This window comes from Lentibacter algarum (assembly GCF_018860975.1).
GTDB lineage: Bacteria > Pseudomonadota > Alphaproteobacteria > Rhodobacterales > Rhodobacteraceae > Lentibacter > Lentibacter algarum_A.
The window spans coordinates 288,548-301,054 of sequence record NZ_JAHKQI010000009.1 but is presented as its reverse complement, the minus strand read 5'-3'; the positions used below and the strand labels follow the sequence as shown (position 1 = coordinate 301,054).

The window sequence follows — 12,507 nt, the reverse complement described above, 5'->3', positions numbered from 1 at the left end:
CTTTTAAGGGGCCAAGACAGGGCTCCTTAAGGCTCGCCACCATTTTGACTGTTAGCTTTCCCATGCCCTGCCCCTACATCCGTTTTACATGACTTGTCCCGCCATTTGACCCTCCATCAGTGGCGGGACAATGTGACATGACCTGAAATGGTTTGATATGAGAAATCCAACAATTGATCAATGATTATAGGGTGATATGAAATCGAACGGGACAATATGAAACAGTAGTTGGTTAGAGCTATGCTCCACCAAACCTTCCTCCCTCCCTTCCGGCAAAATCTCTAGACCAGACAAGTGTTCTGTTCTACTTCTTGGGGTCATAGCAACGCGCTCGCAATGCCGCGCCCCGCCGTGAGTTTCAGGAGCCTTTTATGCCCGCCAGCCAAGACATCAAAAATGTTATCCTCATCAGCTTTGATGACGCAGTAGCCTTCTGGAAATACAAATCAGCCTTTGGCGAGCAGTTGCAAACGCCCAACCTTGACCGCATCTGCGCCCAGTCTACGGCCTTTCAAGCAGCCTATTGCCAGGCGCCTGTCTGTAGCCCGTCACGGGCCAGCTTTATGTCAGGCCTCTCTCCGCATCACACCGGTGTCACCGGCCCCTACAAACACTACTTCGAGACGCTCCCGCCCGAAAACATGTGGCCGCACAGGCTCAAACAGCGCGGGTTTTATTGCTCGGCTGGCGGCAAAGTCATGCAGGGTTACTCCGCTTTGGAAGATGATATCCACAATGTCATCTATTCCGACAACCAGAAGAAGTTTACTGGCGACTGGAACATTCCAGAGAGGATCAGCACCGAAATGGGCGGGTTCCGCGGCGGCAAAGCAGCGATCAACGAGCACGACGACCCGCGTTTTTACGATCACCAAGTCGCCAATTCTCTGCGCTGGTTTTTGAAAAACTACAAAGGCGACGCTCCCTTTTACCGTGACGTGGGCTTCTACGGCCCGCACGGCCCTTGGATCACCCCCAAGCGCTTCAAGGATATGTATGATTATACCAAATTCGAGCAACCAAGCGACTGGGCCGACGGCTTTGATGAAAATGCCTTCATGGACGAGACCAGCACCATTAACATCAACGCGAGCCGCAAAGAGTTCTGGCAGAAAAGCGTGCGAAACTACTTCTCGGCGCTCTCGCACACCGACTATCAGCTTGGCCGCATCTGGAAGTCGATCAAACGCTCCAGACACGCCGCCAACACACTGGTCGTTATCGTCTCCGACCACGGGTTACACCTCGGCGAGCGCAACCGCTTTCGCAAGCACACGCTGTGGGAGCAAGTGGCCAACGTGCCGCTGATCATCCACGATCCGCGCAATCCCGTCGCGCAAGTGGTGAGCGATCCTGTGGCGCTGCTTGATGTCGGCCCAACCGTGATGGACTACCTCGGCCAGCCGCCAATTGAAGGCAGTATCGGCCGCTCCCTGCGCCCGCAAGTCGAGTGGGAGCGCGCACCCGACCGCGCCGTGCCAACCTTCCTGCATGACAGCGCAAGCGTGCGCCGCGGCAAGTATCGTTTCATCCGCTACGCTGACGGCTCAACGCAGTTTTTTGACCTGTCAAAAGACTGGTGGCAAACCCGCGATTTGGGTTCAAAGCACAAAGACTACGCGTTGATGAAGAAGGTTCACGCCGACTGTTGTCTTGAGTATGGCTTTGACGTCGCCAAGGCAGAAGCCGGACTGGCCGCCTAAACAACCCGTCGTTTGGCCTTGGGCAAAAGCGCCTCGCGGATGTCGTCGAAATCTTGCTGCAATCGCTCTTCAGCCTGCATCACAACCTGCGCCGCTGCGCGTGCATCTTCGCCCGCGTCGTGGTGCTCAAAGTCAAGATCAAGCGCGACTTTGAGGTGTCCGAGCCCATGCCCGCCGTTGCCCTTGAACTCGGGCCAGGCCTTACGCGCGACCCGCACACTATCTGTCCAGGATAGCAGCGGAACGGGAAAGCCGAAGGCCTCGCAGGCTTTGGAAATCGCGCGCGCATCAAAACTCGAATGTTGCACAAGATGATGCCGCTCAAGCAGTGGTAGCATGGCTGACATTGCTTCCTCAAACACCGGCGCGCCGCGCACGGTTTCGGGGCCGATGCCGTGCAGCTGAATGTTAAACCCCGAGAAGGCCATGCGCGGATCAACATATGTTGCGAACGTTTCGATCTGCTCGTCATAGCCCACACAAGCAATACCGATCTGGCAAATGCTCGCCGCATCGCCACAGCCGGTCTCGACATCGAGCGCGATAAATCTGTAGTTGCCTTGGGGCAGGGTGCTTAACATAGAACGGTTTTTACGACGTGGCTAGCAACTCGGCAAGCGCGCTCTTTTGCGCCGTTACATCGGCCAGCGTATACCGCTCAAGCGCGGCAAAGAACGCCTCCTGTGCCTCAGCCAACGGCCCGCGCAGCCCGCAAGCTGGCAAGATAAGGCAGCTCTGGTTGGCACCGAAACACTCGGCCACATCATCGTTGCGCGTCATCGCCCGCACAACTGCGCCGAGGCGGATGTCTTCAACCGGCAAGGCCAATGTCAGCCCGCCGTAACGCCCACGCTCGGAGTTGGTGAAACCCGCCCGCGTCAGCTCGGCGGCAACTTTGGCAAGGTGGTTCTCGGATAAGCCATAAACGGCAGCGATCTCGGAAACCGACACCCGCAGAGGGGCCTTTAGGGCCAATGTCATCAGCACCCGCAATGCGTAGTCTGTAAACTTGTCTAACTTCATGAGTTTTATTTAGCATTTGAAATGCGCAATTAAAAGCACTAGGTAATGCGCATACGAAATACCAATTAAAGGAGCGCGCATATGTCCCTCAATGATATTATCCTCTGGCCAGGAACCAAGATCTGCGAGCGCATGGGCGTTGATCCGGAGGGCGACGCAGGCCTGATCCGCTGGATGATCAACACATTGGTCTACCTCTTCATCGGCCTGATTATCGTCTGGATCGTCGTGGCCTAAACAGCGCACAAACAAAAACCCCCAGCGCAAGCCGGGGGTTTCTTTCGTTTAGGTCAGCAAGATCAGCTGTTTTTGAACTCGGGGTATGCTTCCATACCAAGCTCGGCCATATCAAGCCCGTTGATCTCGTCTTCTTCCGAAACGCGGATGCCAACAGTGTATTTCAGTGCCAGCCAAACGAGCGACGAGGCTGCACATACGAAGATACCGACAACGAAGATCGAGTAGAGCTGCACGCCCAGGCTCGCCGCTTCGTTGGTGAACGCAACCGCGATCGTGCCCCAGATACCGGCACAAAGGTGCACAGGGATCGCACCGACAACATCGTCGATCTTGAGCTTGTCAAGGAACGGAACCGCGAAGACAACGATGATACCACCAACAGCACCGATCAGCGTTGCTTCAACAAGCGTCGGCGTCAACGGCTCGGCAGTGATCGACACGAGGCCAGCAAGGGCGCCGTTCAGGATCATCGTCAAGTCAGGCTTCTTATACATCACCTGTGTCAGGATCAGCGCTGCAACCGCCCCGGCCGCAGCCGCTGTGTTGGTGTTTGAGAAGATACGGCTGATGTCAGCAACATTGCCCGCGGTGTCCATGTAGAGTTGTGAACCGCCGTTAAAGCCGAACCAACCGAGCCACAGAATGAACGTGCCGAGCGTAGCCAAGGCGAGGTTTGAACCGGGGAACGGAGTGACGCGCCCGTCTTTATACTTGCCCAAACGTGGCCCAAGGATGATCGCGCCGCAAAGAGCCGCCCAGCCCCCAACAGAGTGCACAACAGTTGAACCGGCAAAGTCTTGGAAACCCATGGCATCAAGGAAGCCGCCGCCCCATTTCCAGCTTGCTTGAACTGGGTAGATTACTGCAGTGAGCAGAACCACAAACACCAGAAACGGCCAGAGCTTGATCCGTTCAGCAAGCGCACCCGATACGATTGAAGCAGTCGCGGCACAGAACATAAGCTGGAAGAAGAAGTCAGAACCGACAGAAGCATAAGTCAGGTCAGCCTCAACGCCCTCAAGCCCAACTGGCTCAAGACCGGTTACAGCGAACGCACCCAAGATGTTGGGAATCGTCCAGCCATCACCCGGATACATCAGGTTGTAGCCGAGCAGGTAAAAGAAGATCGACGCGAGAGAGAACAGCGCAACGTTCTTTGTCAGCTGCATTGCAACGTTCTTGCCGCGCACGAGGCCGGCTTCGAGCATCGTAAAGCCAGCCGCCATGAAGAAGACGAGAAAGCCGGAGACCAAGAACATAAAGGTGGTAAAGATAAAGCCGATGTCGGCGTTGGTTGGCGTTGTATCAGCGTCTTGCGCGAGGCCGGTTTGCGGCAGCAGCAAAAGGGCTGCGGGCAGCGCCAGTTTTCCAAAGTTGTGCATTTTCATTTTCCTAATAGCGGTGTTCATAGCGCTTCCTCATCGGTTTCGCCGGTCCGAACGCGAACAGCTTGAGCGATGTCGAGAACAAAGATTTTGCCATCGCCGATCTTGCCGGTGCGTGCCGTTTTGGTGATTGTTTCAACAACCTCGTCAGCCATGCTCGCTTGCACGGCGATTTCGAGTTTGATCTTGGGCACGAAGTTGACGGTGTATTCCGCGCCACGGTAAATTTCAGTGTGGCCCGACTGCGCGCCGAACCCTTTGATTTCTTCCACCATCATGCCGCGAACGCCGATCGCTGAAAGTGCGTCTCGAACCTCCTCAAGCTTGAATGGTTTTATGGTTGCCATAATGAGTTTCACACTTGTCTCTCTTTTCTAATTGAGCCTTTGCGGCTTCAGACTAAAAATTGCTGCAGCGCAGAGTAAAGAAAGAGCGCGCCATTTTCCGCGACCCCAAATGTGTCTGCTCAATTTGTGCGCAAAGCCGGATTTTCTGTCTATAAAAGAGGCGAAGTGAGAACAGTTTGTGCGCTGCGCGCATAGAATCGCGGCACGCCACGAATGTTTCGCCAGAGCCGCAAAGCCCAAACGGCCCTATCCCTCCAGAGCTATTCTAGCAGAACATAGCTTCAGAACGTCACAGGCTAGGAGGCGCAAAGCCGACTTTCACGAAGCCAACTCGAAGGAGCAAATTGCGGGGCAATGGTGCCGCTGCCAAGTATTGATGGAGTGGCCGGTGTTAACGCATCGCTGTAGGAGGTATTGGCAGAGAAGGCGGATTCCGGAGATTCATTACTATCGGTGTAGATGTCGGCTTTGAGCGGCCGAGAGAAGGGTCACTATTGACAATATTGTGTTAAAAACCCTAACTGCGAATGACTCCGGACGGGAAGGGATGCACCGTGAAGACAGTCGACAAGGCAATGTCAGTTCTCGACCAGTTTTCAATGGAACGTACCGAAGTCGGGCTGAGTGAACTGGCGACGCTGTCCGGGCTTGATAAGGCTGCGACACGCCGCCTTTTGGTTGCGATGGCCAAGCACGGGTTTGTCGAGCAGGTTGCCGCAGGTGGCAAATACCGCCTTGGGCACGGGTTCCTGCGGCTCGCCCGGATACGTGAAGCGACCGTTCCTATTGTCCGTGCCGCACAGGAAACGACTGATTGGTTATCAGAGCAAGTAGACGAGACAGTGCATATTGGCGTGCCCGGCGAAAAGGGCATGACGACGATCGCATATTGCATGCCCAGCAAAGGGAATGTGATCAACATCATCCCCACTCAGGTGCTTCCGTTTCACCTCACGTCCTCCGGGTTGGTCCACCTAGCATTTGCGACTGATGAGACCCGGGAGCGAATCCTGGCGATCAAGCGCGAGAAAACCACGGACGCCTCTCAAACTCGAAAAACTGACATCGTGCGGACGATAAATGCCTTTAAGGAGACGGGCTTTTCGCAGAGCCGCAACACGTTTGAGAATGGTGTGGCAAGCATAGCAATGCCTTTCTTCGCTGACGGTCCTGACCCTGTCGGAACGGTTGCCATCGCGGTCCCTGACGCCAACATGAATGATGAGCGGGTCAACGAGCTTTTGCCGTTTCTGCGGGAAGCAGTGGTCCGCATGCAAACCTCCTTGACGGGTTTTTAAGGTCAGCAAATCCAATTGGCCGTTCCCGGAGGTGAGCCCGCACGCTTTTGCGAACCGGTTCCGATACTCGATCAGCACTGATAGCAGGTTGCTTTGGTTACCGACGTCACCGTGGCCACCGTGGCCTCTTGCAACATTTCTCAGTTCATCCCGACGTAATGCACAAGTGTATGGAAGTGTCCTCAGGCTTCTGAGCGAACAGCCCTGCCTCTAGAGCAGCTTGCCCTCTCAGAAAAGGCGATGATTCCACCCGAGTTAGGCGGTTCTTCACCAACGATCAAACGAAACAGGTTGACTCAAAGCAGCCTAATCTTCATTTTATGCGCAACAGTGGTGATAATAATGAACCACTGATCGACACCTGTCTGGAGATGCACATGAACTATGATTTGCTTTTCGAACCAGTGAAGATCGGCCCGGTCACGGCGCCCAACCGGTTTTTCGCGGCTCCTCACGCAACCGGTCACGGCTTTTCACTGCCCAGTGGAGCGATCGCATTGCGGGAAACCAAAGCTGACGGCGGTTGGGGCACCGTGGCGGTTCAAATCACCGAGATCAGCAATGACACGGACATGGCCAATCACCCGATTGAACGGATTTGGGATGAGGTCTATTTCAGGCCCCATGCCGAGCAAGCAGAACGGATAAAGGCGAAAGGCGCGCTTGCTGCCATTGAGCTTGCCCACGGGGGTATGCGTGCGCGCAACTTTGCAACGGGCATGCCGGTTATAGGGCCATCCGACCTGCCAATCCTGAAACCTGAGATTCCAATTCAGGCGAAGGGTATGGATAAGTCAGACATCAAGGCCTTTCGTGAGAGCCACAAAAAGGCAGCAAAAATGGCCAAGCGAGCGGGCTATGACATTATCTACGTCTATGCCGCGCATGACATTTCGATTCTGTCTCATTTTCTGTCACGGCGGACCAACCACCGGTCGGATGAATATGGGGGATCTTTGGAAAATCGCGTGCGGCTTTTGCGTGAGGTTCTGGAAGACACTCTTGAGGTTGCGGCTGGAGAACGTGCCGTCGCGCTGCGATTTGCGGTTCACGAAGTAGGTGCAAAGCTGGCCATGACCCATGACGGAGAAGGCCGGGAAGTCGTCGAAATGCTCGCCGAACTGCCGGATCTTTGGGACGTCAACATCTCAGGTTGGTCGGCGGATTCCAACACAGCGCGGTTTGCAGAAGAAGGCTACCAATTGGAGTTCACCGAATTCGTCAAAACGATCACGTCAAAGCCGGTTGTGGGGGTAGGGCGCTTTACCAGCCCAGACAAGATGGTTTCGGTTATCAAATCCGGCAAGCTAGACCTCATCGGCGGCGCACGCCCTTCCATTGCTGATCCTTATCTGCCCAACAAGATCCGAGAAAACAGGATCGAAGATATCCGGGAGTGCATTGGCTGCAATGTCTGCGTGAGCATGGACGCCTACGGGGTTCCCTTGCGCTGCACGCAAAACCCGACGATTGCCGAAGAGTGGCGTCGTGGGTGGCATCCCGAAATTATCGGTCGTGCAAAAGAAGAACAGTCCTCGCTTATTGTCGGCGCCGGGCCAGCAGGCTTGGACTGTGCGCTGACCCTTGCACGCGCGGGGCATCAAGTGACTGTTGCAGAAGCCACTGAGAACGTGGGCGGGCGGGCACTTCGGGAAAGCAAGTTACCCGGATTGCACAGCTATCGCCGCGTGACTGAATATCGCGAATACCAGCTGCAACAGATGGGCAATGTGGATATCTACACGTCAAGTCTGTTGACCCCTGATGACCTGCCCGAGTTCGGCGCTGACAATGTCGTGGTCGCCACTGGCGCGACCTGGCGAGGGGACGGTGTCGGCAGCAGCAATTTCGAGCCGCTGTTGTGGCCCAAAGGGGCCCGTGTTCTGACACCCGAGGATTTGATGAACGGTGCAGACGCCGTGGGCCCGGTGGTCGTCTATGATGATGAGCACAATTACATGGCCAGCGTGCTTGTCGAACTGCTGCACAAGAGCGGCCACCCGGTAACCTATGTTACACCTGAGCAGGCTGTGGCACAGTGGACGTCTTACACTTTGGAGCAACGCAAAATCATCGCACGCATGAAGGAGATGTCAGTGCGCATTCACGTCAATTCTGGGCTTGTGGGCTTCGACGGCGCCCAAGTGAAAGTTCAAAACAGCTTGTCCCTTGGAGGGCCAGACATCATTCCCTGTGAAACTCTGGTGTTCGTGGGGGCCCGGTTGCCAGAGAACAAGTTGTTCTTCGAGGCGCAAAAGCTTCTGGGTGTTGACCGGGTCGAGATTTGCGGTGACGCGATGGCGCCAGGTACGATACAGGCGGCGACCTTCTCGGGCCACCGCATTGCGCGGTCGATCCTGGACCAAGGTGCAGAATTGTTCCGCCTAGAGGAAGCGAGCACCTGAATTTCGGATTTGATTTAGATGAAGAAAGAGCGCAGTCGTAAGGTTGCGCGCTTTGCCATTTGATGCGGTCGCAATGCAAAATTCACGCTTGGAAACTCGAAGGGCGACAATTGTACCGCTTCGAGAATGACTTGGAAAAGCTGGCAACTGTCCCAAAGCCGCAAGCCACGGACACTTCCAGTACGCTCAAATTAGTCTCGCTCAAAAGCTCCTTTGCACGTTCCAGCCGCACTTCTTTGATAAAGCGCGAAGGTGATGTGCCGCAATGCCGATTGAACAAACGCTCAAGTTGCCTCCTTGAGATTTCGTGCTGACGGAACAGGTCGTCGATCGTCAACTCACAGGTTTCATCAGCTTCCACCATTTCCACGATCGAAAGGAAAAGCGCGTTGCGGGTTCCATACCTGTGCACTGCGCTCAGGCGCTGGGGTGTATCTGCGCTTCTCGGCTGCCCGCCGATCATATGATCGGCCACTTTCACCGCGAGATCCCTCCCCAGATCAGCATCTATCAGGTTAAGCATCATATCCGAGACAGACCGCCCACCAGCGCAGGTTACCAATCTTTCATCTGACGTGAAAATTTGCGCTGAGGGCTTGTGGTCAGGGTGCATCTCAAAAAAGCTGTTCTGAACGCTCCAATGGAGTGTGAAAGCACGATTGCCTACGGCGCCAGCACGAACGAGCCATGAAGCCCCTGTTCCAAGTGCCCCAAACCGCGAGCCCATACGTGCCTGACGGCGCAGCCAGTCGACGATTCTGTCAGAGCCGTCAACTGTCCGATCGTCAAATGCACAAACAAAAACGCGATCACTTTGCGTGTGGTCTGCTATGGCGCCATCAACCGGATAGGACATTCCGTTTGTGGAGGGCGTTTCCTCTCCGTCCACGGACAAGACACGCCATTTGTACCGCACTTGGCCTGACAATCGGTTGGATATCGCGAGAGGCTCGATTGCGCTGGCCAGGTCCAACAGTGCAAACCCGGGGCACAAAAGAAAAGTGAACTCCAAAGGCCTGTCGCCCCCAAAGAGATATTCACCTTCGCAGTGAATTTCACCAAAACACTTCAATGGTCTCTCTCACACATAGAGTTTGATCCAGGCCGTTTTCAAGTCGAGGAATTTCTCGAATGCATGCAGTGATTTGTCATGCCCGTTACCGGATTGCTTGACCCCGCCCAAGGGCACCGTGACATCCGGTCCGCCATATGTGTTGACGTGGACGACACCGGAGCGCACCGCGCGAACCATCCGGTGCGCGCGCCCAAGATCGGCCGTCCAGACACCCGCCGCCAACCCATAGACCGTGCTGTTGGCAATGGCAGCGGCCTCGGCTTCATCTTCGAACGAGGTGACGGCTAAGACAGGTCCAAAAACCTCTTTCTGGGCGACGCTGTCCTGAGGCTTCACATCGGTGATGATGGTGGGCTCCATGTAGTAGCCGCCGGTGTCTTCCAGAATGCGATTGCCGCCCTGATAGACTGTGCCACCCTCGGCGCGGGCTGTTTGCACAAAGCCAAGATCCTGCTCAAGCTGTGTCAGGTTGTTGACGGCTCCGGCACTTGTGGTGACGTCCAGGGGATCACCAACCTTCATGGCGGTTGCATGCTTGGCCAGTTCGGCGACAAATTCATCGTGAATGGTTTTCTGAACCAAAAGCCGGGATCCTGCCACACAGACCTGCCCGGAATTTCGGAAGATCCCCCCTGCGCTGACCTTTGCCGCCTCACTCAGATCGCGAGCGTCATCGAAAACGATGTTGGGCGACTTGCCACCAAGTTCGAGATAGCAACGCTTCATGTTGGAGCGTGCGGAGTTTTCCAGAAGTCTGCGGCCAACGCCACCCGAGCCGGTGAAGACCATCACGTCCACATCCATGGACAGAGCCATCGCCTCGCCCACCACTCGGCCCGCACCGGTCACGACATTGAGAACGCCGGGCGGAATACCCGCCTCAAGCGCCAGTTCGGCGATCCTGAGCAACGACAATGAAGCCGTTTCTGCGGGTTTGAGAATGACCGAGTTTCCTGCCGCAAGTGCCGGGCCCAGTTTCCATGTTCCGATCATCAATGGGAAGTTCCACGGTACGATCGCGGCCACCACGCCAATAGGTTCGTGATGGACGAGGCCCAGAACGTCTTGCGCGGTTGGTGCGATCTGGCCATAGATCTTGTCTATCGCTTCGGCATAATAGCGGATGGTGTTGATGGCCGATCCGACTTCGGCCTTGATGGCCATGGAAATCTCGGTGCCATTGTCACGCACCCCAAGCACCGCCAGTTCGAGAGCCTCAGCCTCGATCAAGTCTGCCCAATGAAGCATCACTTTCTTGCGTGCAGCTGGCGCAAGACGTGACCAGCGCCCATCTTCGAATGCCGCTCGCGCCGCTGCGACGGCGCGATCCACGTCGTTCTTGGTGCCTGCCGCAGTTGTTGTCAGCTTCTGCCCGTTGATGGGAGACAGCACATCGTGAACATCACCAGTTTCGCTTGCACAAAGCTCGCCATCAATGATGAGGCTTCGAGGCGCAACCCGCTGGCTACGCAGGGTGTCGATTTTGGATTGGTCAAGCATGGCTTATCCTTGTTGCGATGTATGGACGTCGTGATCGTGTTCCGTCTCGGCGATCCGATCCTTATGCTCGCGGCGCAGCGTGCGCACGTGCATGAGCAGCACGAAGACGATTAGCAGCGCAAGAATGGCTGCGATGGGGCGGTCGACAAAATCCCAGGGTGTCTTAACCCGGATCATTGAAGTGCGGAGTTTTGCCTCCATGATACCGCCAAGAACCATGCCCAATATGATCGGGACCAGCGGCAGATTCAGTCGTTTGAGGATCAGGCCAAGAATGCCAAAGCCCGACGCAATCGCACAGTCGATCACCGAATTACGCAAAGAGTAGACGCCAACAAAACTTAGGGTCAGGATCATCACGCCCAGAAATCGTGTGGGGATCTGGATAACCTTCGTTAGAAAATTGGTTGAGAACAACAGGAAGATCATGACGATCACATTCAAGATGATCATCGCAATATAGAGCGCGTAAACGAAATCCAGTTGGTTTTGGAAGAGCTGCGGCCCCGGGATCACGTTGTGGACATAGAAGACTGACAGCATCATTGCGGTCAGAGCTTCACCAGGAATGCCGAGAGCCAACAGCGGGATCATGGCTGCTGCTGGAACGGCATTGTTTGCCGCCTCGGATGCGATCAGCCCCTCGGGTGAGCCGTCACCAAAAGCTTCCGGGTTTTCCGATGTCTTTTGCGCGTAGGTGTAGGACATGAATTGTGCCGTGAATTCCCCAACACCGGGGATCATCCCCATCAGCACACCAAACCCCGAGGCGGCAGAGGCCACGCGCTTGTAAAGCCAGATTTCCTTGAGGTTGGAAAACATCGACCCCTCGATGGGTTGCGGATGCGGGGTGTTGTCCTTGTCGACCAGCAGCAAAAAGGCCTGCGACAGCGCAAACAGGCCGAGCACGACAACAATCAGGTCAAAACCACCGTTCAACCATGTTTGCTCAAAGGTAAAGCGGCGGGTGTATTTGATGGGCTCCAAGCCGACTGAGTTCAGCAAGATCCCGAACCCGGCCAACATGCCTGCGGCAAAAACCTGCCCCCGGTGTGCAAGAACCACCAGTATGATCCCCAGTAGAGCTGCCAGGAAAATTTCGCGGCTGCCGAAGTGCGGTGCGATCATCGCCAACAAGGGGGAAAGCAGAATCAGGCAGACGATCGAGAATATCCCTCCGAAGAATGATGCGGAATACGCCAACGCCAACGCGCGGCGCGCCTCGCCGCGTTTGGTCATCGGGTAGCCGTCATAGGTCGTAAGGGCATTCACAGCCGTGCCGGGGGTGTTGATCAGAATGGCAGGCAAGGCGCCGCCATACATCGAGCTGCCATAGATCCCCAAAAGGATGGTCAGGCCCACAATGGGGTCCAGTGAAAAGGTGGCTGGCAACAGGATGGCGATAGCCACCGCAGCCCCAACGCCGGGAATGGCACCGATAATGACCCCTCCGATCGAGCCGATAAGCAGCGCGACCAAGACATCCCAACGGGCGAGGAGTTCAATTCCGGAAAGCAACGCGTCCATGGTT

Annotated in this window: 11 protein-coding genes; 4 read left to right on the top strand and 7 right to left on the bottom strand. The window is 55.6% G+C overall.

Going from position 1 to position 12,507, the window contains the following annotated elements; genetic code table 11:
• Nucleotides 1-371: 371 nt before the first annotated feature.
• Nucleotides 372-1,703: a sulfatase-like hydrolase/transferase gene (locus tag KO498_RS15295; protein WP_215960785.1), complete on the top strand. Its 1,332-nt coding sequence runs from the start codon at nt 372-374 to the stop codon at nt 1,701-1,703.
• Here KO498_RS15295 and KO498_RS15290 read toward each other — a convergent pair.
• Both KO498_RS15290 and KO498_RS15285 read right to left on the bottom strand, forming a co-directional pair.
• A complete protein-coding gene (locus KO498_RS15290) occupies nt 1,700-2,284 on the bottom strand; it encodes an exonuclease domain-containing protein (protein WP_215960784.1) in 585 nt (194 codons plus the stop codon). The two genes, KO498_RS15295 and KO498_RS15290, sit on opposite strands and share 4 nt — an antisense overlap.
• Before the next feature lie 10 nt (nt 2,285-2,294).
• Nucleotides 2,295-2,726, bottom strand: coding sequence for an RrF2 family transcriptional regulator (locus KO498_RS15285; protein ID WP_215960783.1), 432 nt, complete (start codon nt 2,724-2,726; stop codon nt 2,295-2,297).
• An 81-nt stretch (nt 2,727-2,807) separates the two neighbouring features.
• On the opposite strand from KO498_RS15285, the gene KO498_RS15280 reads away from it, so the two are divergent.
• A complete protein-coding gene (locus KO498_RS15280; protein WP_215960782.1) occupies nt 2,808-2,963 on the top strand; it encodes a hypothetical protein in 156 nt (51 codons plus the stop codon).
• 62 nt (nt 2,964-3,025) lie between these two features.
• On the opposite strand, the gene KO498_RS15275 is transcribed toward KO498_RS15280, so the two are convergent.
• Nucleotides 3,026-4,348 carry an ammonium transporter gene (locus KO498_RS15275; RefSeq protein WP_215960781.1) on the bottom strand — a complete coding sequence of 441 codons (1,323 nt, stop codon included), beginning with the start codon at nt 4,346-4,348 and terminating at the stop codon, nt 3,026-3,028.
• Between the two features lie 23 nt (nt 4,349-4,371).
• Nucleotides 4,372-4,710 (bottom strand): P-II family nitrogen regulator, encoded by a 339-nt coding sequence (locus KO498_RS15270; RefSeq protein ID WP_215960780.1) that lies wholly within the window; start codon nt 4,708-4,710, stop codon nt 4,372-4,374.
• 542 nt (nt 4,711-5,252) lie between these two features.
• Here KO498_RS15270 and KO498_RS15265 point away from each other — a divergent pair.
• Nucleotides 5,253-5,996 (top strand): IclR family transcriptional regulator, encoded by a 744-nt coding sequence (locus KO498_RS15265; protein ID WP_215960779.1) that lies wholly within the window; start codon nt 5,253-5,255, stop codon nt 5,994-5,996.
• A gap of 377 nt (nt 5,997-6,373) precedes the next feature.
• Complete coding sequence (locus KO498_RS15260; RefSeq protein WP_215960778.1) at nt 6,374-8,401, top strand: FAD-dependent oxidoreductase; 2,028 nt, start codon at nt 6,374-6,376, stop codon at nt 8,399-8,401.
• Between the two features lie 82 nt (nt 8,402-8,483).
• On the opposite strand, the gene KO498_RS15255 is transcribed toward KO498_RS15260, so the two are convergent.
• From KO498_RS15255 to KO498_RS15245, 3 genes are all read right to left on the bottom strand, one after another.
• Nucleotides 8,484-9,329, bottom strand: coding sequence for a GlxA family transcriptional regulator (locus KO498_RS15255; RefSeq protein ID WP_289847846.1), 846 nt, complete (start codon nt 9,327-9,329; stop codon nt 8,484-8,486).
• Nucleotides 9,330-9,482: 153 nt separating this feature from the next.
• Nucleotides 9,483-10,976, bottom strand: a complete 1,494-nt coding sequence (locus tag KO498_RS15250; protein WP_215960776.1) for an aldehyde dehydrogenase family protein — start codon at nt 10,974-10,976, stop codon at nt 9,483-9,485.
• Nucleotides 10,977-10,979: 3 nt separating this feature from the next.
• The gene (locus KO498_RS15245) at nt 10,980-12,503 is read right to left on the bottom strand and encodes a tripartite tricarboxylate transporter permease (protein WP_215960775.1); all 1,524 of its coding nucleotides are present in this window, start codon (nt 12,501-12,503) and stop codon (nt 10,980-10,982) included.
• Nucleotides 12,504-12,507 lie beyond the last annotated feature (4 nt).